Source organism: candidate division TA06 bacterium (assembly GCA_016235665.1).
In the GTDB taxonomy this organism is placed as follows: domain Bacteria; phylum Edwardsbacteria; class AC1; order AC1; family EtOH8; genus UBA5202.
Window position 1 is genome coordinate 98,641 of the sequence record JACRJI010000014.1, and the last position, 26,636, is coordinate 125,276.

Sequence of the window (26,636 nt, forward strand, 5' to 3'; positions counted from 1 at the left end):
CCGGTTACAGGGTGGTTGATTTTTTTCCGCTGCGCCGTTCATCCTTCTCTATGGCCAGCATCAGTTTTTTCATCTGGTATTCCTGGCTGGCAAAATGTTCCTCCAGTTTCTGGCCCCAGGCGTGGATCCGGTCGGTCAGTTCCATGGCCTGCTCGTCGCTGATCAGCCCATCATGCCTGGCGTCCAGGATTTTATTCATCAGTCTGGGGCCGAATTCCAGGTCGCTCTGCCGTTTAAGCCTTTCCAGCACCTTGACCATTCCCAGATAATGGCGGTAGCCGGATCCGCCAATATCATTTGGAGCTTCCGGAACCATCTCGGCTTTAAGCTGTTTGTTCATGGCCAAAAAAATTAATGTTTTTAGATGGGCCTTATCGGCTTGACAGGGGCAGAGACTTTTGATATGCTATAATATCCGGGGGAATAATTGATGCCTAGGCCGGTTTCAAACTTTTGAATTTTTCGTCAGTGGAGCGCAGTCTGCCCAGGGCCACTTTCAGCAGGGCCACCAGTATCTTGGAGGTGATGCCGGGATCGGTCAGCAGCATCTGGTCAAAGACCTTTTTGGTGATCACCACCAGCTCGGCGTCCTCGGTGATCCGGGCGGTGGCCGAGCGGGGCTGGGCGTCCACCAGGGACATCTCCCCGAAAAAACTGCCTGGGTTCAGGACCGCCAAAAGCAGGTCATCCTTGCCGGGGACCGACTTGTATATGCCCACCTGACCGGAATGGATCAGGTACATCACCTCTCCCGGCGTGCCCTCAAAGAACAGGGTCCGGCCCTGGCGGTAACTGCGCAGGAAAATAAGCTTGGCTATCCGCTCCAGCTCATCCGGGGTAAGCGAAGAGAAAAGGTGATTGTTGGTCAGGGCTTCAATGATCTGGGACATACCGGCAAACTCCTTGGTTTTAATATTCTAAAATTCCGAAAAATCCAATACTTTATCAAACAGGAGGGGGTAAATGAGCTCCATCAATAACCTCAGGGATTTTCTGCTTTTCCAGGAACTGGCCGAAGACGAGATGATGCGCCTGACCCAGCTGTTTTCCACCGAGGCAGAGGATTTCATGCCCGGCGCCATCATCTGCCAGAAGGACGCCCCCGGCGACAGTATGTACCTGATCAAGAGCGGCAAGGTCCAGATAAGCCTGCCCACCGATCAGGGCGACGTTGTGCTGGCCGAGCTGGGGCCGGGAAAGTTCTTTGGTGAAATGTCCCTGCTGGACAAGGCCCCCCGTTCGGCCAATGTCAACGCGGTGGAGAGCACCGAGCTGTATATTCTGACCCGCAAGCACATCGCTTTTCTGATGGATAAAGAAGCCAAGATCGCGGCCAAGATGATGCTGGCTATGTCCCGGATCCTGTCGGCCCGGATCAGGGTGATGGACGAACGGATCCAGGATTCGTTTGCCACGGAATAGCCCCATCCAGGGGCCAGAACAGGTCCCGCTCGGTCAGTTTCAGTTTTCCGGCCAGTTCCAGTGAATAGTCCAGGCGGCACATCTTCTCCCTGTCGTGCCCGTCCGATCCCAACGAAAACTTAAGTCCGGCCTCTTTGGCCATCGCCGCCAGCTTATAGTCCGGCACCAGCCACCGGGAGCTGAGCTCGATGGCCAAATTGCATTTAAGGGCCAGTTCCACCAATTTCATCCGCCAGCCGTCAGTTATGGCGTCCTTCTGCTCCCGGAAATTGCAGGGCAAAAGGCCGGGATGGGCCAGGATGTCAAAAGAATATCTTTGGGACTGGTGGGCGATCATTTCCAGCATTTCATCCAAAAGCAGGGCCAGGTCAATTGCAGTGACCTGGGGGTCAAAGAAATCCACCGGCCCGGCCGAATGCACACCGCCGATCAGGTAATGACAACGCTTCAGGTCCGCCGGCGGAACAGGGATCTCCCGCCCCAGGTCCAGTTCCACAGCCCGGTAAACCGGAAGATCATAGATGGCAGCAAGGTATCTTTCAATCCGGTCTGGGCTGTCCAGTTGGAAATTTCCCGGTCCGCAGTGGTCGGCCAGGCCCACCCGGTACCCCTTTTCCAAAGCGATCTGCAAGACCTCCCGGGGAGAAAGCCGGCCGTCTGAAAAAACGGTATGGGTATGTAAGTCGGCGATGGTTTTTAGCATACAACATTTAATGATAAGTCTAAATCGGGCCAAAGTCAAACAAAATATGCGTAAATTTTGCTTGTTTTTTCCGGCAGTTTGGGTTATCCTAATAGTGCAATGATTTTTTCAGATATCATAAAGATCGCTTTCCTTTGGCCTTTTTCCCTGCTTTACGGGTTGATAATGGAGCTGAGGGTTGGCGCCTATAAGGCAGGTTTGTTCAGGGGTCATAAAGCTGCGGTCCCGGTCATCTCCATCGGCAACATCACGGTTGGAGGCACCGGCAAGACGCCGATGGCCATTTATGTGGCGCAGATCCTGATGGGCCAAGGCTTTCGAACGGCGGTGCTTTCGCGGGGATACAAAAGAAAATCAAAAACCAACCCTTCGGCATCGCTCAGGGCAAGAAATCAAAAACAAAAAACACTGGTGGTCAGCGACGGCATCTCGGTCCTGTGCCAGGCCGATGAGGCGGGGGATGAGCCGTTTCTGATGGCCTCGCGTCTGCTGGGGACAAAAGAGCGACCAGGCGCATTGGTCATCGTCGGCCGGGACCGGGCGGCCGGGGCGGAGAAGGCCGTGGAACTGGGGGCGCAGGTCATAGTGCTGGACGACGGCTTCCAGCACCTGCGGCTGAAGCGCGATCTGGACATCGTCCTGTTGGACGACGGCCAGAGGCCTTATGACAACGGCTGGTTGCTGCCGGCCGGGATGCTGCGGGAGCCGGTCAGAGCGCTGCGGAGGGCGGGGGCCATAGTGCTGACCAGGTGCAACAATCAGAATTCAGAATTCAGAATTCAGAATTCTGAAGCCGCAATGTTTAAGACCCGGCATAACGCCGGACTGCCGTATGGGTTTGCTGACAGCCTATCGGCGGACATGGATAAACTGAAGAAGGCTAGGATAATTTTGTTCTCCGGTATTGCCAAGCCGGGATCCTTTGAACAGATCGTCAGGCAGGCCGGGCTTTCTTTTGCAACCCACATAAAATATCCCGACCATCATCACTATACCCGGGAGAACTTAAAGCAGATCACCGGGATGGCCCAGGGTTGCGATTACCTGTTGACCACCGAAAAGGACGCGGTAAAACTTCCACCCGGTCTTGACCTCGGCAAACCGTTGCTGGTGCTGCCGGTGGAGATAGGGTTCATGGACGAAGCTCAGCAACAAATATTCAATCAACTAGTGTTGGATGGGGCTAAACTAAAATGACGCTGGCCGAATACCAAAAACTTCCGAACGAAAAGCTTTACGGCATCATAGCTGGCCTGAAGCGGCAAAAGGACGCGGTTTTTCTAGTTCACAATTACCAGACCCTGGAGGTGCAGAAGATCGCCGATTTTCTGGGCGATTCCCTGGCTCTGGCCCAGGCCGCGGTTCAGGTTCAGGCCAGGGTCATCGTCTTTTGCGGGGTGCACTTCATGGCTGAAAGCGCCAAGTTGCTGAACCCGTTTAAAAAGGTCATCATGCCCGATCGGAGCGCCGGCTGCCCCATGGCCGACATGATCACGGCTGAGGCCCTGATAGCCGCCAAAAAGCAATACGGCGATCCGCTGGTGGTGGCCTATGTCAACAGTTCGGCGGCGGTGAAGGCCCAGAGCCACATCTGCTGCACTTCCTCCAATGCGGTGAAAGTGGTGAACTCCCTGCCCCGCGACCGGCAGATACTGTTCGTGCCGGACAGGAATCTTGGTTCCTATGCCTCCAAAATTTCGGAACGGGAACTGATACTATGGCCGGGATTCTGCTTTGTGCACAATCGTTTCACGGCAGAAGATGTAAAGGCCGCCCGGGAGGAGCATCCCGGCGCCCGGCTGATAGTGCATCCCGAGTGCCGGCCGGAGGTGGTAGCGCTGGCCGACCAAGCGGCATCCACTTCGGGGATGGTCAAGGCGGTCAGCGAACAAAGCGGGACAAGCGAGTGGATAATCGGCACCGAGATGGGACTGGTGGAACAGTTAAGTCAAAGCCACCCCGGCCAAGGGATATACCCGCTGGCCCGCCATGCGGTCTGCCAGAATATGAAAATGACCACGCTGGCCAAGGTGGCCTGGGCATTGGAAAATGAGGAAAATGAGATCAGCCTGCCGGGAGAGACGGCGGGAAAAGCCAGGGAGTCTTTGGAAAGGATGCTGGCGCTTTAAAGTCCGATAATGCGCATATCCTTCATTTACATCTTGACTTAAGCTTGTTTTTTTGGTAAACTTATAATCTGTTTGGATTTCACTCGGGCCTGTAGCGCAGTTTTGGTAGCGCGCCTGACTGGCAGTCAGGAGGTCAGGGGTTCGATTCCCCTCAGGTCCACCAGCATTCTTCATAGGCAAATGAAATAACATCTTGTTTGACACCATCTTACTTGACTGTTAGATTCTTTTGCCTATTTTCTTTGTTTAGTTCTAATACTGCCACTTTTGACCCCGATGTGGCACAAATATGGCACAAATAATTTTTTGCTGTAAAATAGATCCCTTTAGCTATTCTGCTAAAGGGCTTTTCTTTTTTGTTCATTAATAAATAGTGCTTGATTTTATTTTAGAAGGGGTGTATATTGTTAACAAAGATAATTATTAAAGAGAGGAACGCATGTCTACAAAATATCCTTGGTTAAACACATTATCGTTTGTTGGGTTTGAAGTAAATTCAGCAATTGAAGGGGGATTTGGTGATGGTGTCTCGTTCGATGATATCTATACCAGCATAGAACGAGGTGCTTTATTGGAAGATCTTGATAAATTGATAACGGATACCTTTGATTTTAGCTTATATCCAGCAGCGAGCGAACAAAATATTGCTTTCAATTACGCAATAAAGATAGCTTCAGAAGGTATTCAAGGACGAGAGAGCAGGAAAGTTGGCATTAAAAAGTCTGGTCTTCATTTATTGGTAGCGATAATACTAGAGGCAATACAGCAGCAATATTGGGTAATTCCAGATCACCGAAAGAAAAAATAAAGATATTATAAAACAAATAAAGTAGAGTATTTTATGGCAAAAGAAGAAGGTTGGTTAACAGTTTTAGGTATAGCAGCAGGGGGTGCTTTATTGGTGCTACTGCTGAATGAACTTGCAAAAAATAAAGGCTCTTACTATAAATGTCCTAGATGTAATTATCCCGTAAGTAAGGGTGTTGACGCTTGTTCTAATTGCGGTCAGCCTTTGACATGGGAGGAGAAGTGATGATTAAGAAGATCAAGCCGCTCCCTCCAATTAAACAATCTATTAATAAAACTGATTGGAATAAATTAAAGTTTTATAGGTTTCTTTGTTGGGTGCTCTCAAGTATTCTTATTGTATCGGCTTTATCAATAATAGCGCATTTTGCTTTTCTTGTTTTCACGGAGGGTTTTTGTTCTGAAGAAGCAGCTAAATATGCTATGTATCTTGTAGCAGGTAGTTATGCGTTTTTAATTATCGATAGAATAAAAATTAAACAGTTATTGGGAATAAAAGATGTTTCGTATATCGACGAAGGCACATAAGAATAAACACCCCATTAATACTACTAAAGGCTATAAATAGAATATGACTCTTTACTGCACCAACAAACTTCTCACCCAATGGGGAATATCTCCGGATAAATGCATAAACAAACCATCACAATCATTTATGGAAGACTGGACAGCCACGTATTTCATATTTGATGACAGGCTAATTTATTTGTTTGTTAACAACGCTACTTTGTTTTCATTCGTGCTCAAGGACATTGATCTTAAAAATATAGAATATGAGTTCAAGTCGGGAGTGTCCGATGCACTGCATAGGGCAGGGATTTCATTTGAATCAATCGGCAAGATTACCAAAGAAAATAAAAATATTGTATTCGCGAAAAACACCGACCGGCGCATCTTAGGCTCGATGAACAACCTGGTCTCTCTATATCAGTACACCATGAGCCAACACAGAAGTTTCGACACGGTCAATATGAGCGAGGTCGAAAGCAAAATGCTGAAAGTGCCGTTTAAACATTTATCCTATAAACAACCGGTAGAAATGCTGAAGGAAAGATTAAAGATTGAAAACAACATTTAATAAATAAGGAATAAAAATATGGAACCAAGTTATAAAGTCTGGGTGGATCCCGTCAAAAACCGGTTATATCTGATTTTGAAAGGTTCCATCCCCGACGACATGGCCAAAATCGCCGCCGATAAAACCATTGAAGAAGCAAAGAAACTACAGTCGGGGTTTTTTGTCGTCAACGATATTTCCGAAATGCAACCAACAGGCTTTAAGGGTGCCGCGGAGATCAAACGAGCCCAAGCTTTCTTGGGGTATCTCGGTGTCAGGCGTATAATTCGTGTAGTTCCCCAAACCGGCCTCGAGGCTAAAAAGCAGTTTGAAAACCCTATTCAAGGTTATCCCGTCGCCAATACGGCTTTTTCGATAGAGGAAGCCGACGCCATATTGGATAAACCGGCATAAGCCGGTATCAAACCATAATATGAAGGAGGGAACCAAAATGTGGACTCCGATCATAGGTCAAAATGCAGGCGTTTTGTGGAAAATGCTAAACACCAAGGATGAGCAAAACCTCAGCGCTCTGAAAAAGCAGGCCAAGTTGGACGACAAGCAACTTTATCTGGCGTTGGGTTGGCTGGCTCGGGAAGACAAGGTGAAATTTACCCAAAGCAAGCAACAAGTCATTGTTTTCCTGAAATAAGGATTATTGGACTGGCATTATCTACGCTCCGGCCGTAATTTTCGAATTGGTCGGTAATATAGCAATATTAAGGTAAATATAATATGAAAATAAAACATGCGCTCGCTTAACTGCACTAGAAAGCTTGCCGACCATTTGGGATTATCAATTTCTCCAGACGAGCCAGAGCAGACACCGTCTATTCTTGGTGACTGGACCGTTACCTATTTTCTTTTTGGCGATCAAACCATTTATCTTTTTGTAAACAACGACACTCTATTCTCATTTACATCCAAGAATGTTAAAGCTGATAATATTAAAACAGAATTTCTCTCTGGGTTGGTGGACGCCTTGTATCGAGCAGGCACGCCATTTGAAAAAATAAATATGATCCATGAAGAGTATTGCCAAATAGCCATTGCAAAAAACACCAACAAAAGAATACTTGGATCAATTAATAATCTTATTTACCATTACGACTATACGATGAGGCGATCCTTGAAAAACGGAAACACTAATTTAGATGCAGTAGAGGCAAAGATGATAAAACTACCATTTAAATATTTATCATATAAATACCCGATAGAGCTTTTGAAAGCGAAATTGGGGAGAGGAAGCTGATTCATTATTGGATGATTGCAACTTGGCAGTACTACATAGTAAGAGAATCCAAAAACAACCTGGCTCTGAATATCAGCAGATCACGAATAACTATAATTTATCAACTATATACCAACCGGAGGAATATGATGCCCAACGACGAAGATATTGAAAAGGAAATAGAGAAACGGATAAAAAATGCTAACGTGGTAAGCCACGGTGTTTGGAATATTGGCGTTACTGGTTCTCCAAGGCTATGTAAGAAATTCCACAATTACCCTGCGCATTTCATGTATTGGAAGGCCGGGGATCCGGTTATTGCCCTAAAAATCAAAGAACATTTTCTGCAAAAGGGCATGAAAGAGGCTATCGGCCAGGACGATGCGAAGGCCGACTATGTTTTTATCTATTGAGCAATGCTTCTCTCGCCGGTAAACGTAGCCAATAGACTCCGCGGCAAGCAACAAACCATTATTCATTGAAAACAATTCTTAGAGAGCAGTAAATATGTATGCAACAGCGCTTACCGAAAGTGAAGAAAAATTAGGTTTTGTGTTGGGCGAAATGCCAAGCACCAGAAGCCAGTGTTTGCCTGAACCGGAAATTGTTCCAGCAGTATTGTTCAAATTTGATGAAAACAATATTGTTGTTAAGGTTATAAATCCGATGGGCGGTTACCGTTACTGCCACAAACACCGTCGTAAGTCTGGCTGGATAACCGTTAGCAATGTCGAGGTTGACCCCGACGAGGCCATTTTAAAGTCAAGGGAATATCTTTGTAACTTGAAAATAACGGAGGAATAAAAAATGCCACAAATGCAATGGACCGATGAATTAAGCGTGAACATCCAGACAATCGATGATCAACACAAAAAACTTATCGGACTCATTAATAGTCTGTATACGGCCATGAAGGTGGGCCATGGAAAATCAGTGCTTGACCAGGTGTTAACGGAAATGACGAACTATGCCGCCTATCATTTCAAAACTGAAAAAGATTTATTTGAACGTTACCAGTATCCTGATACCATACAACACCTGCAAGAACATAATGAGTTTGCAAAGACAATAAACGGGTTAAAGGAAAAACATGAAAAGGGGCAGCTTACCGCCAGCATAGAAACCATGCTCTTTTTGCGGGAATGGCTGTCCAAACATATTTTAGAAACCGATAAAAAGTACGTGCCGTTTTTGAAAGACAAGGGTGTCATTTAACATTTGTAAGCATTGTATAGTGACAAAGAACAGTCTTTGGGGCCGCATAAAACCATATCGGAATAGGGGAATATTGCATGAGAGCAAAAGCTGAGAAACGCGCTACTCGGGAATTGATAGTATTGCTTGTTATTTTGTCGGTGATTCTTCTTGCGATTGTTTTAGGATCAATGTATTTTTACCGACGACAGGCCAAAACAATAGCCGAAGCTCAGAAGCAGAATCTGGCAATGGTAGCTGATCTCAAATGCTTCATGATAGAAAATTGGTACCAGGAGAGGATGAATAATGCCTGGGGCATTGCCGACAGCCGCTCCTTTGCGGAGACTGCGTTCCGTTGGTTTGCAAATCCCGCGGATGGCTCTTTGAAGGAAGCTGTGGCCACTCGCATAGGGTCTTTAATGAGGTACAAACAATATAGCGCCATTTTGCTGCTTAAGCCAGATGGCACGGTGATGATGGCTGCCAATGACACCAGTAAACATACCGGTCCGAGGGTAAATGGCCTTACCCGCCAAGCGCTCAATACCAGACAGATTGTTACCAGTGATATTTACTTTTGTCCCGTAGCCAAACACCCCCACTTGGATTTTATCGCGCCGATAAACCTCGGACGTAAAAAAGTGGGGGTGATGCTTTTGAGGGTTGATCCAAAGACGTATTTCTATCCCTTCATCAACAATTGGCCAACCTCCAGCCGGACTTCCGAGACTTTATTGATAGAACGAGATGGAGATTCGGTGCTTTTTATGAACGATGTTCGTCATAAAAAGGGTACTGCCCTGAAAATGCGAGAGCCGTTATCGAAAAAAGAACTTCCGGCGGTGATGGCGGTAACAGGAAAAACAGGGACAGTAGAGGGACGAGATTACCGAGGCATGCCGGTACTGGCCGCCATTAGAAAAATATCTGGTACAAACTGGTATATGGTAGCCAAGGTGGACTCTGATGAAGTGTATGCGCCAATAAAAAGTTTGTTTACGATCATTGCCTTACTGGCCGTTATTCTTTCAATTGCGGTCACTGGAGCGATGGGTATGGTTTGGTATCGTCGCCGGCATCATTACTTAAGGTCCATTATGACGGCTGAAATGCAACTTCAGGAGGCCAATCAGAAGCTTATCGAGAGCAATCAGGAATTGGAAGCTTCAGTTGAGGAGCTGACCGCTTCTGAGCAAGAACTCAGAACAGCCGAGGAGGAACTCCAACAGCAATATGCTCAATTGCAAAAAAGCGAAGAGAGATACCACTCAACGCTTGACAATATGCAAGAGGGATGTCAGATAGTAGATCGCAATTGGCGGTATGTGTATATTAACGATGCTGCCGAAAGACACAACCGCAAACCAAAAGCCGAAATGTTGGGTAATGTTATGGCCGATATGTGGCCGGGCATAGAAACTACCGGGGTGTATGCCGCCGAACGCCGCTGCATGGAAGATGCCGTCTCCTGTATTATGGAAAATGAATTTGTTTTTTCCGATGGAACCAAGGGGTGGTTTGCTTTAAGCATATTGCCGGTGCCCGAAGGTATATTTATTCTATCTGTGGACATAACGTTGCGAAAACGAGCAGAACTTGAACAAAAGCTAACGGTGGAAATATTGCAATTATTGAATCGAGCCGAGGAATCCCATCAAATTGTTGAAGATATACTTGATACAATAAAACCCATTACCGGCTGCGAGGCCTTGGCTATCCGGCTAAAAGATAATGGCGATTACCCGTATTACATGACAAACGGCTTTCCCAAAGAATTTGTTGAAAAAGAACGAAGCTTATGCGCCCGTACCATCCAAGGTGATTTGGTGACGGGTCCGGACGGCAAACCTTTTTTGGAGTGTATGTGCGGCAATATAATAAAAGGACGCACCGATCCGACGAAATCATTTTTTACCCCAGGAGGCAGTTTTTGGAGCAATTATACTTCAGAATTGCTTGCTTCGACTAACGATGCCGACCGCCAAACGCATACACGCAATTATTGTAATAAGATGGGTTACGAGTCGGTGGCGTTAATTCCTTTAAAATCCGAAGACGATATAATAGGGCTGTTGCAGTTGAATGATCGCACAAAAAACAAATTTACCCGGGAATTTATAGAATATTTAGAAGGCATAGGCTCCAGTATTGGGATCGCTTTAAGCCGTAAAAAACATCAAATGGAAATTCAGGCGCAAAGGCAACAATTGATGGCCAACAACGAAGAACTGATGGCGGCCGAGCAAGAATTGAAAGCAGCTGAGGAAGAGCTGAAACAGCAACTGGAGGAACTGGTAAAGAATCAAGAAGCACTTTACCAAAGTGTTGAACAGTTCCGGCTATTATTTGAAAACGCTCCAGATGCCATCTATATTCAAATTGACGGGAAATTTAAATATGCCAATACTGCCTGTCTCCGCCTCTATGCAGCGGATAAGGCAGGTCAGTTGTTGGGTACAGCTGTATCTGAACGGATCCATCCTGATTGCCGTGAATTGGCGGGTGAGAGGGATAGAACCCTGATTCAGGAACGCAAAGCGGTTCCTCTGGTAGAGTATAGGCATGTAAGATTAGACGGAACACTGGTGGATGTGGAAGTATCTGCGGTGCCATTTGTATACAAGAATGAATCAGGCGCATTGGTTTTTGTAAGAGATATCAGCCGCCGGAAAAGTATCGAGGAGGAGTTGCGCCACTCACAGAAAATAGAGGCCATTGGTCTTTTGGCGGGAGGAGTGGCTCATGACTTCAATAATATGTTGGCTGGGATCATTGGCAACGCTGAACTTCTGACTATAAAACTATTAAGAGATAAAGAACTATCAGGGTATGTTAACAACATTGCTAATGCTGCTGAGCATGCCGCTTCTCTTACCCGCCAACTATTGACCTTTGCAAGAAAGGGCCAAATGATCCGGCAACCTGTTGACATCCATAAACTGATAACAGATACATGTAATATTTTAGGAAAGACCATAGATCGCCGGATAATGGTAAAATGGAATTTTGGAGCTCCCCGGCCAGTGGTCGTCGGGGATCCCTCCCAATTGGAAAATATGTTATTAAATCTTGGGGTTAATGCCAGGGATGCCATGCCAAAGGGTGGAGTGCTGACTTACTCTACCCAGGAAAAATTGCTGGATGCCGGTTTTATAGTCGGTCGCGGTTATTCCATAGAACCAGGAAAATATATGCTGGTATCCGTTTCTGACACCGGGTGCGGGATGGATGAAGGAACCAAACGCCGCATATTTGAACCATTCTTTACCACTAAGGACTCCGGAAAAGGAACAGGGTTGGGTCTGGCCAGCGTGTACGGAACGGTTATGAGCCATTTAGGTGTAATCGAGGTTGAAAGCAAACTTGGTGAAGGGGCAACTTTTAACATTTATCTACCGCTGGCTCAAGCCGAGGTATTGGTGGAAACTGAAAAGGATATAACGATATCTGCAGAATCTGGTCATGGAAGGATATTGCTGGTTGACGACGAAGAGATGATCCGGAAAATGGCCGAAAACTTGCTTGTTTATCTAGGCTATGAAGTGCACACTTGCCGGGATGGGGCAGAAGCTGTAAGTTACTATGCTGACAATGGCAAGGAAATAAACCTCGTTATAATGGATATGATCATGCCGGTGATGAACGGAATGGACGCTTTCCTTGAATTAAAAAGAATAAACCCGTCGGTAAAGGTATTAATATCCTCCGGTTTCAGTGCGAGCGGAGAAACACATGAAATGTTAAAACTTGGCGTCATAGATTTTATAGGAAAACCTTACCGCGTGACGGAACTATCGGCAAAAATCAAGAAAGCTATCGAAGGGGAATGATTCTACAGAAATGGCCGGCCGGTTCTCCAAGGCTATGTAAGAAATGCCATAATTTTCCGGCGCATTTCATGTATTGGAAGGCCGATTATGTTTTCATTTATTAGGAGGCACGAGAATTATGGCTTGGTCCAAGGACAAAAACGGAAATTGGCGTAATATCGAGGATATTGATGTTTATGACACTTGTTTTGAGGGTTTAAATGGTATTTGCGTGGTTTTTAAAATGTTTAATAGTAATTATGCTAGTAAAGAGAGTTACCGGGTGATTAGAACGGGCCGGGGACATATCCGTTCCATATTGGATCAATACATAGCTGAGCTAAAGGGCAAGAATAAGCTTTACGTTACCTGGCTTATAACACCCTCTTTTATACCCGAATTCCTCGCCGGCCTGTTAGATGAAAAACTGGAACTTATAATGAAAAACTAACAACGATAAATTTGATCAAATCGTTCGCAATATAATATCTCGAGATAAAACGATATAATATATAAAAAGCCGTTCCTTTTCAGGAACGGCTTTTTACGTTTACATAAGCATTAATTTATTTTTTGATTTTCTTTTCCCTTACTAAATCAATAATCTTAAGAGCAAGGTCAATATCGTCGGTGTCCTGTTCTTTGCATGTTTTAATCAGTTTTTCTAATAATTGTTTATGTGTATATTCGGTACTTTTCTCTTGGTCGAAAATGAAAAAACTACTGATATGCACATTCAAAGCTTTAGATATTTTGTCGAGTGTTTCAATAGAGGGGGATCTATGGCCACATTCTAACAGGGCAATGTAATTATCACTCAAACCAGTAATTTCAGCTAAGTCGGCCTGAGTATATTTAGCGTCTTTACGTAACGCTTTTATTCTTTTTCCAATTATTAAAAGTATATTCATAGGCCTAATTTAACATCAAATCAACAACAAAGCTATTGACTAAAAGTAAAGAAAATATTAATATTATGGATAATATATTGACAATTAGTTATTATTATGATATTATTCTTCAAAATAAACCATAAAATCAAACATAAGGAGCATTACCATGAAACGCCTTCTTCTTGCTTTGTCGCTGTCAATTGCCCTGGTCCTCGTCGGGTGCAGCAAAAACGAAACTCCGACAGAAACAGAAACCGGGACAGCGCCAAGCGCCCCGACCCTTTCCAGCCCGGCAAACGGAGCAACGGGAACAAGTATCTCCCCAACCCTGACCTGGAACGCAGCCAGCGGAGCAACCAGCTATTCCCTGCAAGCTTCGACGGACAATACCTTTGCTTCAAACATAACTATTAACCAAGCCAGTTTAACAAGCACAAGCTATTCGGCAAGTAGTTTAGTAAATTCTACGACCTATTACTGGCGGGTCAATGCAACAAACAGCTACGGAACATCAAGCTGGTCGTCGGCAAGTTCTTTTACAACCGTTGCTGCCCCGCCAAGCGTAGTCTGGGAAGATGGGTTTGAAACCTATGTCGCGAACAGTTGGCCGTCCAATTGGACCGCAGATGGGAATGGAACAGACAGCACGGCGAACTATGTGGATAATTCTGTGTTTAATAGCGGAGCAAAATCAATAAGGTTATTTGGCGTTATTGGCAGTTGTTGGGGTGCATTGTCATACCGGCCACTAACGGTAGTTGCGCCCTATGAAATAGAGGTTAAAGTCAGAAACGGTAATGACGCGCTTTCCGGTTGCCACCCCGACAGAGCTTATATTGGCCTAAGACAAGGGACAAGTTGGGTAAACCCGTCAAGAGTATTAATTAGTTTTATGGGTGATGGTTCTATAAGGAGCGGGGCTTCAAATATTTTAGATTCGAGCTACTCAACGCTGACTTGGTATACAGTACGTATTCTTTATGAAAGACCTTCATCCACCCAGGTAAAAATCAGCTACTGGATTAATGGCGTTTCAAAAGGATATGAGACACTGACGGCCATAGCCGAAGAAGATCAATTAGACAATCTTGATCTGACAGCCCAGGAAGGAACTGTTTGGTTCGATGATGTTAAGGTGATTAAATAAGGAGAGCAGCCATGAAAAATAGAATACCTATTTTGATTATCATTGGCGCGATTGTCTGCTGTAATGTCGCCCGAGGGGATATCGGAGCTAAAATGGGCTATTTTGTGCCTGCTGAAAAATCCATTAAAGAAATATACGGATCAGGCGGGCTTACTTTTGGTTTGGATGGCGTTTTCTGGAGGGCAAATAATGTCGGATTTGGAGTTTCCCTCGATTATTTCCGCAAGTCAGGAACGCCTGTATTTATCATCAACGGAGATACCGTGGAGACCTCCGATACTGCAATTGCGCGAGATGCTTCCTGCAAGATCACATTCATACCCATAACCTGCAACGTGTATTACAAATTAGGAAATAAAGATGCCGTAGTCCGACCGTATATCGGCGGGGGCATGGGTTTCTATCTTGCCAACGAGGAGCTTAAAGCTGTTATCTATGGTGATGACAGGTTCGGCTCTGCCTCGAAGACAGAAATTGGTTTTCAGGTTCTGGGAGGAATAGAAAGCAAGATAGGCGATAAATCAAAACTGGTTGCAGAAATTAAATATTCAATTGCCTCAGCGTCGGGCGAAGGCGGGTTGGCCGGGGAAACTGTAGATATGGGCGGACTGACGCTAAGCGCCGGTATCAGGTTTTAACAATAATCAATTAAAGTAGACAAATAATGGGTAAGATCAAAGGAATAATAATGGTGTTATTGGCTTTTGCATTGCTGTTCATTCCATTGGTTGGGTTTGCTGCAGGGAACAGCGACGGGATATCAGCCAACCTGGGGATATATCTGCCCCAGGGAGGAGATGATTCATACGATGCTATAAAAAGCGGGATGGGATTTACATTAGGCTACGAGCATTGTGTGAGTCAAAATACTATAGTGTTGGCCAGAGCCGGTTATATCAGATGGGGCACGACGGAGAATGATGAGTATCTATCCAATATACCGCTTATGGCAGGGGTCAAATTTCGTCTGGGTAGTGGTTCATCCGTCTACCCCTACTTTTTAGCTGACCTTGGGCTTAATATGTGGTCCTGGATGGAACGTGGGGAGCAATCATATAGTCATCAGGATCTCGGCTTTGGCTTTGGCGCCGGTTTGGAGTTCCCATTAAACAGTAATGTGAATTTTGATCTTTCAGGGAAATACAGCATCATATCTTGGCCGTCAGACTGGTGTGAGGAAAGCTTCAAGAATATTGAGATCGGCGTGGGGATAAAATATCTTTTGAAGTAACGGTAAATAAACATAATAACAAAAGCCCCCGAAAGGGGGCTTTATTAAAATAAAAAGAAGTATGACAAGTCAATGTGATCCTATAAGGGCTATTTCAGTAAACGCAGAATTTTCTCAAATGTTCTAATTCTCTTAATATTTGATTTCCTCAATTGCTTTGAAACACGTTCTATTGCCTGTTCTTTTGCGGTTGGCTCTTTAGGCGTACGTTTCTTTTTCTTAACCTTTGCGCCAGCACATAAGTCGCACATTTCAATGCCAAGGGCTTTGGTTATCTTTTCTATGGTTTTTACGGAAGTGCTGATCCGGCCCTGCTCTATAAAGCCGATATAACGAAAATTTAACCCGGACTTCTCAGCTAACATGGTTTGAGTAAGGCCCTGTTCCTTGCGTATTCGGCGTATTTGGGAACTTATTTGTTTCATGAAAGTGGACATTTTAGGTTTCTCCTGTAAAATAATAAATAATGGATATATGTTCTTGACATTGTTGTAAGAATTATAGTATTATAATATAGGAATCAAAGAAAGTAAAGACATCGGCGTGAAGTCCCTTCCAGGAACTGAAATTGATAATAAATGGAAGGTTAGTTAAGGTTAATGAGAACGCGAAGAAAATAAAGCCTCAAATGTTTGCCTCACAATGGCAGGCATTGGGGCTTTTGTGTTTTAAGCTATCGCAAAAACAATTAAAGAGGTTAATAAAATTGATGACAAAAAAAACATTATCGTTAATGTCCGCAACATTATTTATATTGATGTTTGCTAACTGTAGTAAAAAGGCTAATCCAGTTAATGTAATTAATATAATTAACGACCCTAAAATATTTTACTGTTGGTTACAAGTGCCCACTCAAAATGCAGTGTTATACTCGGATCCGATTACGGATCCATCAAATACCACTGTTACGATGATCTGGGGCAGCCACAATCAAATGCTTCTGTCGAATATTAGTAACGGGCAGATGAATTTTTATTCCGACAGTGGGCATTATTTCGGAGATACAACTATAACCATTAAAATTACATCTGATTCTGATACCGGTATTGGATGCATTCAAGTGCCGAGTGGCACAAGCTTATTAACCCCAGCAGAACATGATACATTACCAATAGATAGTGTAAAGTGCATATGGACAAAGGCAGAGAGAGCGGATTGGTATAAAATATATAGCCATTCCTATGCATTAGATTCTTCTGGGTGTTGGGCAGGCACCATACGTAATATTGATACATTTCTTTTTGATACCACTTTCACAATTCCACTCAGTTATTTTTCTGTGCCGAATGCAATCTATTACCAAATACAATTAATGGTTGAACCTTATGCCGGTCCCCAAATGATACCCAATTCAGAAGGCAATATTTCCGGCGATATCAAAGGATTTTTATATGGCATAGGAAATGCTGGCGGTAGTAATTTTTGTGTGGACACACGATTAAAAATGTTAAGATTAAACGGTTCTAATATAAATAATAAGGAGACAAATAATGTTAACCAAAAGTAAACATTTAATTTTAACACTTCTATTTATGGTCCTTGCAGGATGCGTTAATGATAAGGCCTTGAATAAAAGCAATGATCCCATTATAAATAATAATGGGAAAGCAGGATTAACTGCTACGGGTATGACGGTAGATGTGCCTGGGCCATTGCTTAGATCTGAGATAATACTTGACGAAATGCCCGAGTTAGATAAATGGACCAAAGTAACGATAAAGGTAAAACTAAACCGCGATGCTAAGACATATTATACAGAGCCACATACCGAAGATTTTCCGGAGGGGCCCGAAATAATTCTTACTGGTAGTGAAGGAGTTGAATTAAATACTGTAAGCAAGGATAGAATAAATAATGGCATAAAAGGTCAGGAATACCGTGCCAGTTTTAAAATACGGCCATTTATGGTGGGCGGATTAGAAATCAATTCTAACGGAGCAAGTATAAAGTTTACCTTAGATGACAATGGAAAAACTGTTTTTATGAAAAGCCGGGAAGAATGGGAAGTGATGATAGGACCAAAGCATGCTGCCGTGAAGAATATGGGCGAGGGCATAGATACTATGACGATATATCGCTATACGCCAGAACAGAATGAAATGATTAATAAATTATGGCCTCCAAAGTATCTTGCCCCAAAGAACAAACCTATTATTATTGTTACTCCAGAACGGATACAATTGGGTGAAATAGAAATAGTACCCGCTCCAGCCATAGGACACGTTTCCAAGGTTATCTGGACGTTGAAGGCAAAGGATAGAGGAGAACTTCCTAAAGTTGAACAGTTAATGTCCTTTAAAAGTGTAGTCCACGCTAAGCCTGGCCAGGAATATGTTACCAAGGATCAGATTGAGGAATACAGAGACGCTTTTAAGTGTTCGGATATATCAGCTTGGGAAATAATGAATGATAGTACGTATGCCTTATCATTTACCATAGAGCCTTTGATGATTATAAAAAATAGTGAAAATGGACGTCTAAGGATTTCATGGTGGTATGGTATGCCGCCTGAAAACAAATATGGAAGATATAAATCAATTTACTTTGTTATCGGCGAAGATGGTAAATTAAAAACAATAGACGGCCATGAGATGAAGGAAACGGAAAAATGAAGACGATCAGATTTATTAATCTTTGCCTTTTCTCTTTGGCGATATTTACTGGTTTTGCCATTGCAGAGAAAAAGGAAATAGAAGCTAAGAGAACCGCTACATCTAAGGTATTTAGAAACGACGACGGCACGCATACATTTCAGATTTATACAGAACCAAAGCATTATTATGAAGGGGGCAAATGGAAGGAGATAGATACCAAAATAGTCCCATACGGCAAAGATGGGTATGATTATGCCTGTTTGACAAGTGATATAAAAACATATTTCAAAGGCAACGAAGGCCTATTTGGAGTAACTGATAAAAAATATAAATGGAACTTGATTGAAATAACTGATAATGATAAACATAACTTTAGATATATAAAAGCTGACCTCAAGCAGAATAAAGACAACAGTATAATATATAAATACGGGCAGAATGGGGCTTTAACTTGGATCACTACAGCTAAAGGATTGAGTTGGATATATAAGGGTTCAAATCTTAAAAAAATAATATATCGTTTGAGCATACCAAGGGAATATTCTTTATATCAAGGGAAAGAGAGAATAAATTCTAGAATAAAAATTAAAAACAACCTAACAGCTTGCGATTCTTTAAGCGCATTTATGGCTGGGATTTCAATCCCTTTTGCTTTTCGGGAAAATAACGAAAAGATGGGGTTGGTTCTAGAAAATACAGTGGAGATGATAAATGCTGGCGAATATGAGTTTATATCGGAAATCACTGACAGCAAGACCGATGATTCAATATCAGTAAAATCTCAATCATGGTTATTCACAGCCGGTAATGACGCTTTCATTGCATCTGGATATCCGGACAGCTATAATAACACTTATAATTTATGGGTGGGATACGATTCAACCTATGGATTCAAAAAGGAGCGAAGTTTATTAAGATTTGATGTGAGTCCGCTTGCCGGTGGAGCCAGTGTGACTTCAGCAACATTTAGCGCCAGGGTAAAAGGTTATACCGGTCCGGCAAATACTACATGCAATGTTACCGCCTACCGAGCGACTTCGTCATGGACTGAAGGTGGAGCTACTTGGAATAATATGTCAAGTTATTATTCAGAAAGCTATGGCACGCAGTCTGTCGGAGATACGGGTCGTTACAACTGGGATGTAAAAAACCTATCTCAATATTGGATAAGTGGAACTTACAATAATTATGGCTTAATGTTGATCGCTGCCAATGAAAGCGGCGGGGATAAGGAGCGTTACTTTTATTCGGACGAAAGTGGGACGTATGTGCCGTCACTTAATATTACATGCAATCTTCCCGATTTGATAACCTATACTCCATCGGGTTGGGACGATAAGATTGTTGCTTCATCTGTTACCGGCACTAATACTACCAATACGTTGTATGCCCAAAAACCAACTTATATTGATTTAGCCATAATGAACAATACTTCGGTTTCAGTTATTAAGGGGTTCTATGTTAAAATATATTTGGACGGTAGTGAAATAAATACGCAATATTGTAGTAGCTTAAGCGGCAATACCAGTAAAACATGGTCAGATATAAATTACACCGTATATACACCCGGATGGCATAAGATTAAAATTGTAATTGATACTACCGGCGATATAACAGAAGAAAGCGAAACAAACAATTCGTATGAAAAGTTATTCTATTGGAAACGGCTACCGGATTTGTGGCCAGGTGTTATTACCACTTCCTCGCCACTTATTACAAACGAACCTTGCACTATTTACTGGAGCGTGTGGAATACCGGCGATACAATTTCAGGTGGATTTTATACCGGGCTTTATGTTGACGGGAATAAAAAAGATAATCAATATTTAAGCAGTTTAGCGGCCGGCGGCTATCAACCGTTTACTACAACTTATACCGCAACGACTGGCGGAAATCATACCATAAAAGTTATTTGCGATTCTTCTAATCAGGTTATGGAAATTGACGACAGTCCCTCGGATAACATACTTACATATACTGCCAGTTGGAATACAAGGCCCAATGCGTGTACAAATCCTTCGCCTGTCAATGGTGTTACAGGAGTTGATTTAAGCGTTATCCTTCAATGGTATTGCACTGATCCTGATGGTCAGGCAATTACAAAATACCGTCTTCAATTATCCACAGATTCAACATTTACCTCTACAGTGTTTGACGGTGAAGTTACCGCAAATTCTTATCAAGCCACCAACCTGTGGCGCGCTACTAAATATTATTGGCGGGTTAAAGGTTATGACGGTAGCCTTTGGTGCAATACCTGGAATACTTGGCGATTTACCACGGCGGATAATCAGTTTTGGGTTAGCGGCCATGTTAAGTATAAAAACCTTGATGATAATACTATAAAAGGCATACCCCAGGCTTGGGTGGTATTGTATGACACAAACGATGCAACACCAAGATATATAGATTCTGTAAAAACATTAAGTGACGGTAGCTTCAATTTTGGTTTTGTTACCGCTGCTTCATTTGACCCAAAATTTATAATCCATACCAAACTAATAAACGAAATTTGTGTTGTAAAAGATACAGTTCCAAGTATATATACCGATATTTCAGATACATCAAGTTGCCAAATATATCCCTCCGGTATTACCACGATATATCGGGGAATAAATGAAACTGGTAAAGACAGCATTTTTAACCAAGCATGCCATATCTTTGATGCCATTAACCAAACGTATAATTGGGTGGATAACAACACCAGTCCAAACTGGAAAAGGTCACAGATAACCGTATCGTACAATTATACGAATACCGATAGCACCAGCAGGTTCAGACCTGTCCCGGTTGGAATCGGTAGTATCATTATTACAGGCAAACCTCAAGTATTGTTGAGATCGGGTTTAATAGTGCCCGGTTACAGATCGGAGAGGCCCTATCACGAATATGCCCATGCTATAATGTACAAAGTTTATGGAGATACTTTCCCACCGGGCTATGGCGTTTCTGAACATTACCCATATAAGGTAACTAACCCTGGCAATGCCACAACCGAGGGCTTTGCCGAGTTTCTTCCTTGTGCAGTAAAGAACAACAAGGACTATCTGGTTTATTACAAGAGCTCTTATAACACCACGATGCAAGATGTCGAAACCAACCAGTGGCATTATACCGGTGATGCAGTAAGCATTGAGGGTGCAGTGGCTTCAATCTGGTGGGATATGCAGGACACCTTTACCGACTCCGACGAAGATTCTGGAGGACTATCAAACAAGTTCAGTAATATATTTAGTATTTTGAAAGATAATAAAATAAGAAACATAAGTCAGTTTTACAGTTATTACCGTTCTAATCCCGCTTTAGCAGGGGATACTTCAAAATTAAAGAGGATATATTATAAGCACGGTATAGATTATTACAAGGCAGTTTTAGGATTTGAAGTATGGCAATCACCGCCAATAAACAATCCAGTGCCGAATCAAAGCGGTTGCGTGAATATCAATAGCGATACTACTGGAATAGAAAACGGCGTATATCCACACAACGGCGATTACATGTATAGATTATCAGGCACAGATGCCAGCAGTGATAACAGTTATGCCTTTGTTAATTTATTTGACGTTAATATACCACTAATACCAGGCCCCAACTATGCTGCAAAATATTTATCATTTTGGGTATATATTGTAGAATCACCTGGCGCTGGTTGCATAAGCCTCGAACTTGTTACAGCTAAAAAAGGTGCTATACGGGATTACAACTATAAAGGAATGTATATTTCTGATCAATTCGGCCAAAGATTGCATCCAGCCGGCCGCAATGTCCCGAAAGGTCAATGGGTAAACTATATATGTGACCTTTCGATCCTAAACCCATCAATATACGCTGACGATACACTTAGACAAATACAGGTGGCATATGATGATGGGAATTCAGCCGAAACAGGTGATTATTTGGCATATATAGATGATATTGAAATAAGTGAGTTTTCATATCCGACATTTGCCTGGGGTTACGTGGAGGATCCCACAACAGTTAAAGTAAGTTGGAATGATAATAATATTGACGAAGATGGTTTCCATGTGTGGTGGAAAAACCAAAGTGACAGCACATTTATCAATCCGCCACTTTGGGTTGATTCGGTTTCAGGTATGGGAGGGAAAGGATATTGTACAATAACCGGGCTTTCAACGGGGAGTAGCTACAATTTTATGGTTCGCTCCAAACGAGGTGAACAGGTATCCGCATACGAATGGAGATACGCAACATCAAAAATAGCGGCTCCCGAAACACCAGCTCCACCAAGTGCGAAATTCCATACTCCCTCTTTAGAAATAAATGATACTATTCCATCTATTAATGTAAATAACGCACACTACGACTATAGTTCCAATATATTTGAATGGGAAAGGAAGATTGACTCGACAGGCGTATGGACAAAAATAAAGGAAACGCCTTCTTGGTATGTTGTCGGCCATACTGATGCAACAAATATTATTGATTCAAACATTATTTTTAATCATGATTATTATTATCGCTTGAGAGCCTATAATGGTTGTGGCAAATCAGAATATTCGGTAGAAACAAAAATACCGATATATTTTAAACCCCCAACAAACACAAATGCTATTGCATATGAAGCAGTAGATCCTTTATCCGGAACACATACATTGAAAATTGATTTATCATGGGGGGATAATTCAACCATCGAAGCAGGGACATTAGTCTTTATAAAAAAAGCAGGGGGTGATTCATTTGTGGTTGCATTAGGCCCAAATATCACTAGTGCTTCAATAAGTGGTTATTGGGATGGTCAATGGCATTCCATTGAACCACTTTCCACCTATTATATTAAAGTAGCTCAGTATTGGATGTATTATAATGGATATAGAAGGACCGAATATTCCAATACGGTTGAGGTATTTGTTCCCAAGATCGGCTATACCAATAATAACAACGCCCGCAAGCTGTTCCGTGGTGGCGATGACAAACTGAACGCAACATTCTATGATGGAACACAGATTTATTGGGCCTCGTCAATCAACAATGGTTTATCGTGGTCTGTAACGGCGCCAAAAACCGGCGGCAATCCGACCGTTGCCGAGAAGAAAAGCAACAGCGCAATCTACTCGGTGCGGGTGAAGAAAGACAGCCTGTTGTTGGACAGCCTGGGCGTAACTTCGGGCTTTGGCAAGGTCATAAAAACCGGCGCTAAGATGTTCAACCCGGCCATTGCCACCGATAGTCTGGGTAACCTATATTGCGCTTGGGCGGAAACGGTATTGGCTATTGAAACAAGGTATGATCCTTTTGGTAGGTTTATAGAACACCGTTGGACATATACAATGAAGGTTCAATATGCAAAAAGAACAGGAGGTGTTTGGTCTTCACCGTCCGTGCTTCAGCCAATATCTGTATCTACGACGGGGTGGCAAGATTTCCCACCTTCGCCTTTCGATGAATTTATTGACATATCAAGTCCATCAATAGCGGTAAATAAATCAGGCAATAGTATTTTACCCCATATAACCTGGGAACATAAACATGGAAGTTACAATATGTTTTCCGGGTGGTCCTTGGATACTTCAATAATATATCATTATAATGCTGGAACATCTATTGGCATGACAGTAAGCGCCACAGGCGTTCTGGCAAGCTCTCCCTGCTTGGGAGTGAATAACGATGGCGCATTGGTTTTAGCATGGCAGCAAAATGGTGACATTTACCGAAGCACCAACAACGGAAGTGCCTGGAGCACGCCTTACAACGTTAGCAACAATACCGGGGCTTCGCAGATGCCGACAGTGGCCTGCGACAAGGGCGGCACGTTGCATTTTCTCTGGTATGACGACAGTGACAGCGGTTTTGTGCAAAAGATATCAACCTTGCCTGTCGGAACCGACGCAAAATTGGCTATAGCAAAACTTACCGAACTACCGCAAGGTGAGGAGTCGATAGTTTGGGAAGATGTACAAAAAGTAGAGATTGATAGTCTGAACCAAGCATTAACAAAGGCTGCGGCGGCAGAAGACCTGACCGGGACAATCAATGAGAATCAGATATTCTACCGTAGGTATAAAAACAACGCTTGGTCGCCCATTTACAGGCTGACAGCCAGCGAAGATATTTCAGTTTACCCGGCATTGCCGCTTACCGATGACCCGGCTCAGATGGGCTTTTTATGGACCGAGGGCAATTATGTAAAATACAAACGTCTTCCCGATTTAGATGGACCAACTGTGGCGGTAACATACCCCAACGGCGGAGAAGTGCTTTATTCCGGCAGGAGGTATAATATAACTTGGTCCAGCACCGATAACCGGGGTATAAAATCGTACGTTTTGTATTACACCACTAACTATATTGCACAAGACGATCCAACAAGCACGGATGCAGTTACACTTTGGCGTTCTGTGGCGACCATAGTGGGCGGACTTAATTACTACTCCTGGCGGGTGCCGTATAATGTGGCTTCAACCAACTGCCGGTTCAAGGTCGTGGCTTACGATTCCAGCGGCAACACCGCAACAGACATCAGCGACAAAAACTTTACCATCAAAAGCCGTGATATTATAGTGGTGGAAACGGACAAAGCCATAGCCTACAATAACGCCGGGAAAATAGCCCGATCCAGCGACGGATTGTTGCATGTTTGCTATAACAGCATAGATAGTGTGCACTATCTCTCCTCGTCGAACGATGGACAAACCTGGGCAACCCCGCTTAACTTAGGTAAAGGATCTTTACCGACGATTGTAACTGACAGTAAGAACATGCCTGCCCTGGCCTGGATAAAACAATGGGACCATGATACTGGTGGCGGAGTATTCTTTAGCCGTCAGACCGCAACCGGCTGGTCTGTACCCGAAACCTTGGCTTATATGCAAGGTGTTCCCTGGGATTATATAGGAGGGTATTCACCCCCGGCTATGACCATAAAGAACGACACCATCTCGCTGGTCTTTGAATACTCCTATGGTGGGGGCATACCGCCGCATATCGCAAAAGGATGGGCTTTGCACCATACCCGGTTTGCCATAAATAACATTTCTGGCAAAAAAGATACTATCCTTGACGCATACACCGAAACAATAGATCCCCCGATCTGGCAAGCTCCAGCCTCAGCATCAATTGCCACCGACTATAAAGGCTATGATCATATCAGCTGGCACCGAAAAGACAAGGTCTATTACCGGATGAGAAAACCGGATGGCAACTACGGCAACATTCTCCAACTCTCTGGTTCAGGAATAGCCCAAAACCCCTGTATCAGCATTTCCGGGGTAGCTTCAGCCGTTTGGGTGGAAGATGGCGACATTTACCAGCGTACCGGATTTGATCAGAAGTGGGAAACAGCCGTAAACATCAGCGCATCCGGGGCAAGCTCCATGATGCCATATATCTGTGGTAGCGATGTGCTTTGGACCGAGGATGTTTTAAGTGATTACGAGGTATATTTATCGTCCTATTCTACAGCCAAGATGACCTACGATGTGTCCGAAAACCTGTCTTGCACCGATTACGCTTCGATCTTCCCCCACGAAACTAAACTGCAAACCAATGAGGGGACGAAAACCTATCGCATTTGGGCGGAGGAAATTGAGCCAGAATTACTGTGGGGGCTAACCTTTATGGCAGATACCACGGAATTGGAGCCCACCTACGCCTTAGATGCCGGGTTAGCGGAGCCGTCAATATTTACTGTGCAAAGAGATGGGTATATAACTTACGGCACGGCAGCCAAAGCCAAAAACACAGTTACCGAACCCTTTAAAACCGTGGATTATGACACTACTGCCCTGATATACAGCTTTGACAACTTTGATCCGGACAAGAAGTATAAAATCACTTTGAGCTTTTATCAGGAAACCGGGCAGGAGATCAAACTTAAGCCAATCGTCAATAAGCTGCCTTTGGGTGAGATAAAGGTAACTTCAGGCGAAGAAGCGATTTTGGACAAGCCTTTGCCCGAAGCCAGTTATAAAGACGGGCAGATCACGCTAACCATAGAAAAAACAAAAGGTCCGATTGCAGTTTGTGGCAAGATACTTATTTACGAAAATCCGACAGGCCAGGGACACGGTGGGACGCAATCGGAAGAGATAACCAGTATTACACCCAATTACATTAACAAACTTTACCAGAACTGCCCAAATCCCTTCAGCCATAAAACGAGTTTCATGTACCAAATCAAAAACCAGGGCCAGGTAACGTTTAAAGTGTATAATGCCCTGGGGCAGTTGGTAAGAACCTTGGTTAATGAAATTAAACCGGCCGGGACTTATCAGGTGGAATGGGACGGGAAAGACGGGTGCGGTAGGCAGGTATCTTCGGGAGTTTATCTTTACAATATTAGTACCGGAGCCTTTGAATCAACCAAGAAGCTCATAGTTCTTAAATAGTTTTACAAACCAAATTAAAAAGCCCTGACTTAGGTCAGGGCTTCTGGTGATATCGCATAATCTATAATTAT

General features: G+C 43.6%; 26 protein-coding genes and 1 tRNA gene. 22 read left to right on the forward strand and 5 right to left on the reverse strand.

Annotated features, from left to right (window positions below; all coding sequences use genetic code 11):
• Positions 1-4: 4 nt before the first annotated feature.
• Together HZA73_09315 and HZA73_09320 are read right to left on the reverse strand one after the other, a co-directional pair.
• Entirely contained in the window at positions 5-340 is a 336-nt protein-coding gene (locus HZA73_09315) for a hypothetical protein (protein MBI5806232.1), read from the reverse strand.
• Between the two features lie 94 nt (positions 341-434).
• Positions 435-890: a cyclic nucleotide-binding domain-containing protein gene (locus tag HZA73_09320; protein MBI5806233.1), complete on the reverse strand. Its 456-nt coding sequence runs from the start codon at positions 888-890 to the stop codon at positions 435-437.
• A gap of 73 nt (positions 891-963) precedes the next feature.
• Between HZA73_09320 and HZA73_09325 the strand changes: the two genes are divergently transcribed.
• The gene (locus HZA73_09325) at positions 964-1,422 is read left to right on the forward strand and encodes a cyclic nucleotide-binding domain-containing protein (GenBank protein ID MBI5806234.1); all 459 of its coding nucleotides are present in this window, start codon (positions 964-966) and stop codon (positions 1,420-1,422) included.
• Here the strand turns inward: HZA73_09325 and HZA73_09330 are convergent.
• Complete coding sequence (locus tag HZA73_09330) at positions 1,376-2,125, reverse strand: hypothetical protein (protein MBI5806235.1); 750 nt, start codon at positions 2,123-2,125, stop codon at positions 1,376-1,378. The two genes, HZA73_09325 and HZA73_09330, sit on opposite strands and share 47 nt — an antisense overlap.
• A gap of 99 nt (positions 2,126-2,224) precedes the next feature.
• Here HZA73_09330 and lpxK point away from each other — a divergent pair, with 99 nt between their 5' ends.
• The 15 genes from lpxK (at position 2,225) to HZA73_09405 (ending at position 12,806) form a co-directional block, all read left to right on the forward strand.
• Positions 2,225-3,322, forward strand: coding sequence for a tetraacyldisaccharide 4'-kinase (lpxK, locus tag HZA73_09335; protein MBI5806236.1), 1,098 nt, complete (start codon positions 2,225-2,227; stop codon positions 3,320-3,322).
• The gene (nadA, locus tag HZA73_09340) at positions 3,319-4,254 is read left to right on the forward strand and encodes a quinolinate synthase NadA (GenBank protein MBI5806237.1); all 936 of its coding nucleotides are present in this window, start codon (positions 3,319-3,321) and stop codon (positions 4,252-4,254) included. The genes lpxK and nadA overlap by 4 nt, the downstream gene beginning before the upstream one ends.
• 85 nt (positions 4,255-4,339) lie before the next feature.
• Positions 4,340-4,417: transfer RNA gene (locus HZA73_09345), tRNA-Ala, on the forward strand.
• Between the two features lie 276 nt (positions 4,418-4,693).
• The gene (locus HZA73_09350; protein MBI5806238.1) at positions 4,694-5,062 is read left to right on the forward strand and encodes a hypothetical protein; all 369 of its coding nucleotides are present in this window, start codon (positions 4,694-4,696) and stop codon (positions 5,060-5,062) included.
• A gap of 33 nt (positions 5,063-5,095) precedes the next feature.
• Complete coding sequence (locus HZA73_09355; GenBank protein MBI5806239.1) at positions 5,096-5,287, forward strand: hypothetical protein; 192 nt, start codon at positions 5,096-5,098, stop codon at positions 5,285-5,287.
• Positions 5,287-5,589, forward strand: coding sequence for a hypothetical protein (locus HZA73_09360; GenBank protein ID MBI5806240.1), 303 nt, complete (start codon positions 5,287-5,289; stop codon positions 5,587-5,589). The genes HZA73_09355 and HZA73_09360 overlap by 1 nt, the downstream gene beginning before the upstream one ends.
• A gap of 127 nt (positions 5,590-5,716) precedes the next feature.
• Positions 5,717-6,139 (forward strand): hypothetical protein, encoded by a 423-nt coding sequence (locus HZA73_09365; protein ID MBI5806241.1) that lies wholly within the window; start codon positions 5,717-5,719, stop codon positions 6,137-6,139.
• A gap of 18 nt (positions 6,140-6,157) precedes the next feature.
• On the forward strand, positions 6,158-6,532 hold the full coding sequence (locus tag HZA73_09370; protein MBI5806242.1) for a hypothetical protein: 375 nt from the start codon (positions 6,158-6,160) through the stop codon (positions 6,530-6,532).
• Positions 6,533-6,569: 37 nt separating this feature from the next.
• On the forward strand, positions 6,570-6,770 hold the full coding sequence (locus tag HZA73_09375) for a winged helix-turn-helix domain-containing protein (protein MBI5806243.1): 201 nt from the start codon (positions 6,570-6,572) through the stop codon (positions 6,768-6,770).
• A gap of 96 nt (positions 6,771-6,866) precedes the next feature.
• A complete protein-coding gene (locus tag HZA73_09380) occupies positions 6,867-7,370 on the forward strand; it encodes a hypothetical protein (GenBank protein ID MBI5806244.1) in 504 nt (167 codons plus the stop codon).
• A gap of 128 nt (positions 7,371-7,498) precedes the next feature.
• On the forward strand, positions 7,499-7,762 hold the full coding sequence (locus HZA73_09385; protein ID MBI5806245.1) for a hypothetical protein: 264 nt from the start codon (positions 7,499-7,501) through the stop codon (positions 7,760-7,762).
• A 94-nt stretch (positions 7,763-7,856) separates the two neighbouring features.
• On the forward strand, positions 7,857-8,153 hold the full coding sequence (locus HZA73_09390) for a hypothetical protein (GenBank protein ID MBI5806246.1): 297 nt from the start codon (positions 7,857-7,859) through the stop codon (positions 8,151-8,153).
• 3 nt (positions 8,154-8,156) lie between these two features.
• Entirely contained in the window at positions 8,157-8,564 is a 408-nt protein-coding gene (locus tag HZA73_09395; GenBank protein MBI5806247.1) for a hemerythrin family protein, read from the forward strand.
• Between the two features lie 77 nt (positions 8,565-8,641).
• Positions 8,642-12,376, forward strand: a complete 3,735-nt coding sequence (locus HZA73_09400) for a PAS domain S-box protein (protein ID MBI5806248.1) — start codon at positions 8,642-8,644, stop codon at positions 12,374-12,376.
• Positions 12,377-12,494: 118 nt separating this feature from the next.
• Complete coding sequence (locus HZA73_09405) at positions 12,495-12,806, forward strand: hypothetical protein (GenBank protein ID MBI5806249.1); 312 nt, start codon at positions 12,495-12,497, stop codon at positions 12,804-12,806.
• A gap of 115 nt (positions 12,807-12,921) precedes the next feature.
• Here the strand turns inward: HZA73_09405 and HZA73_09410 are convergent, their stop codons facing one another.
• On the reverse strand, positions 12,922-13,266 hold the full coding sequence (locus HZA73_09410; protein MBI5806250.1) for a helix-turn-helix transcriptional regulator: 345 nt from the start codon (positions 13,264-13,266) through the stop codon (positions 12,922-12,924).
• Between the two features lie 148 nt (positions 13,267-13,414).
• Between HZA73_09410 and HZA73_09415 the strand changes: the two genes are divergently transcribed.
• Genes HZA73_09415 through HZA73_09425 form a run of 3 tightly spaced genes read left to right on the forward strand, consistent with a single transcriptional unit; the run spans position 13,415 to position 15,626 of the window.
• Positions 13,415-14,395: a hypothetical protein gene (locus tag HZA73_09415; GenBank protein ID MBI5806251.1), complete on the forward strand. Its 981-nt coding sequence runs from the start codon at positions 13,415-13,417 to the stop codon at positions 14,393-14,395.
• Between the two features lie 11 nt (positions 14,396-14,406).
• The gene (locus HZA73_09420; protein ID MBI5806252.1) at positions 14,407-15,033 is read left to right on the forward strand and encodes an outer membrane beta-barrel protein; all 627 of its coding nucleotides are present in this window, start codon (positions 14,407-14,409) and stop codon (positions 15,031-15,033) included.
• A 26-nt stretch (positions 15,034-15,059) separates the two neighbouring features.
• The gene (locus HZA73_09425) at positions 15,060-15,626 is read left to right on the forward strand and encodes a porin family protein (protein MBI5806253.1); all 567 of its coding nucleotides are present in this window, start codon (positions 15,060-15,062) and stop codon (positions 15,624-15,626) included.
• 89 nt (positions 15,627-15,715) lie between these two features.
• Here HZA73_09425 and HZA73_09430 read toward each other — a convergent pair whose 3' ends face one another.
• Complete coding sequence (locus tag HZA73_09430) at positions 15,716-16,063, reverse strand: helix-turn-helix transcriptional regulator (protein MBI5806254.1); 348 nt, start codon at positions 16,061-16,063, stop codon at positions 15,716-15,718.
• Between the two features lie 131 nt (positions 16,064-16,194).
• Here HZA73_09430 and HZA73_09435 point away from each other — a divergent pair, with 131 nt between their 5' ends.
• Genes HZA73_09435 through HZA73_09445 form a run of 3 tightly spaced genes read left to right on the forward strand, consistent with a single transcriptional unit; the run spans position 16,195 to position 26,565 of the window.
• Complete coding sequence (locus HZA73_09435; GenBank protein ID MBI5806255.1) at positions 16,195-17,133, forward strand: hypothetical protein; 939 nt, start codon at positions 16,195-16,197, stop codon at positions 17,131-17,133.
• Complete coding sequence (locus HZA73_09440) at positions 17,117-18,238, forward strand: hypothetical protein (GenBank protein MBI5806256.1); 1,122 nt, start codon at positions 17,117-17,119, stop codon at positions 18,236-18,238. The genes HZA73_09435 and HZA73_09440 overlap by 17 nt, the downstream gene beginning before the upstream one ends.
• Entirely contained in the window at positions 18,235-26,565 is an 8,331-nt protein-coding gene (locus HZA73_09445; protein ID MBI5806257.1) for a DNRLRE domain-containing protein, read from the forward strand. The genes HZA73_09440 and HZA73_09445 overlap by 4 nt, the downstream gene beginning before the upstream one ends.
• Positions 26,566-26,636: the final 71 nt, after the last annotated feature.

Coding starts and splice junctions, on each gene's coding strand:
- HZA73_09445 (MBI5806257.1), top strand. CDS start 18,235: ATGAAGACGATCAGATTTATTAATCTTTGCCTTTTCTCTTTGGCGATA.
- HZA73_09425 (MBI5806253.1), top strand. CDS start 15,060: ATGGGTAAGATCAAAGGAATAATAATGGTGTTATTGGCTTTTGCATTG.
- HZA73_09410 (MBI5806250.1), bottom strand. CDS start 13,266: ATGAATATACTTTTAATAATTGGAAAAAGAATAAAAGCGTTACGTAAA.
- HZA73_09415 (MBI5806251.1), top strand. CDS start 13,415: ATGAAACGCCTTCTTCTTGCTTTGTCGCTGTCAATTGCCCTGGTCCTC.
- HZA73_09365 (MBI5806241.1), top strand. CDS start 5,717: ATGGAAGACTGGACAGCCACGTATTTCATATTTGATGACAGGCTAATT.
- HZA73_09330 (MBI5806235.1), bottom strand. CDS start 2,125: ATGCTAAAAACCATCGCCGACTTACATACCCATACCGTTTTTTCAGAC.
- HZA73_09430 (MBI5806254.1), bottom strand. CDS start 16,063: ATGTCCACTTTCATGAAACAAATAAGTTCCCAAATACGCCGAATACGC.
- HZA73_09400 (MBI5806248.1), top strand. CDS start 8,642: ATGAGAGCAAAAGCTGAGAAACGCGCTACTCGGGAATTGATAGTATTG.
- HZA73_09385 (MBI5806245.1), top strand. CDS start 7,499: ATGCCCAACGACGAAGATATTGAAAAGGAAATAGAGAAACGGATAAAA.
- HZA73_09355 (MBI5806239.1), top strand. CDS start 5,096: ATGGCAAAAGAAGAAGGTTGGTTAACAGTTTTAGGTATAGCAGCAGGG.
- HZA73_09380 (MBI5806244.1), top strand. CDS start 6,867: ATGCGCTCGCTTAACTGCACTAGAAAGCTTGCCGACCATTTGGGATTA.
- HZA73_09405 (MBI5806249.1), top strand. CDS start 12,495: ATGGCTTGGTCCAAGGACAAAAACGGAAATTGGCGTAATATCGAGGAT.
- HZA73_09390 (MBI5806246.1), top strand. CDS start 7,857: ATGTATGCAACAGCGCTTACCGAAAGTGAAGAAAAATTAGGTTTTGTG.
- HZA73_09440 (MBI5806256.1), top strand. CDS start 17,117: ATGTTAACCAAAAGTAAACATTTAATTTTAACACTTCTATTTATGGTC.
- HZA73_09375 (MBI5806243.1), top strand. CDS start 6,570: ATGTGGACTCCGATCATAGGTCAAAATGCAGGCGTTTTGTGGAAAATG.
- HZA73_09360 (MBI5806240.1), top strand. CDS start 5,287: ATGATTAAGAAGATCAAGCCGCTCCCTCCAATTAAACAATCTATTAAT.
- HZA73_09350 (MBI5806238.1), top strand. CDS start 4,694: ATGTCTACAAAATATCCTTGGTTAAACACATTATCGTTTGTTGGGTTT.
- HZA73_09315 (MBI5806232.1), bottom strand. CDS start 340: ATGAACAAACAGCTTAAAGCCGAGATGGTTCCGGAAGCTCCAAATGAT.
- HZA73_09395 (MBI5806247.1), top strand. CDS start 8,157: ATGCCACAAATGCAATGGACCGATGAATTAAGCGTGAACATCCAGACA.
- HZA73_09325 (MBI5806234.1), top strand. CDS start 964: ATGAGCTCCATCAATAACCTCAGGGATTTTCTGCTTTTCCAGGAACTG.
- HZA73_09370 (MBI5806242.1), top strand. CDS start 6,158: ATGGAACCAAGTTATAAAGTCTGGGTGGATCCCGTCAAAAACCGGTTA.
- nadA (MBI5806237.1), top strand. CDS start 3,319: ATGACGCTGGCCGAATACCAAAAACTTCCGAACGAAAAGCTTTACGGC.
- HZA73_09420 (MBI5806252.1), top strand. CDS start 14,407: ATGAAAAATAGAATACCTATTTTGATTATCATTGGCGCGATTGTCTGC.
- HZA73_09320 (MBI5806233.1), bottom strand. CDS start 890: ATGTCCCAGATCATTGAAGCCCTGACCAACAATCACCTTTTCTCTTCG.
- lpxK (MBI5806236.1), top strand. CDS start 2,225: ATGATTTTTTCAGATATCATAAAGATCGCTTTCCTTTGGCCTTTTTCC.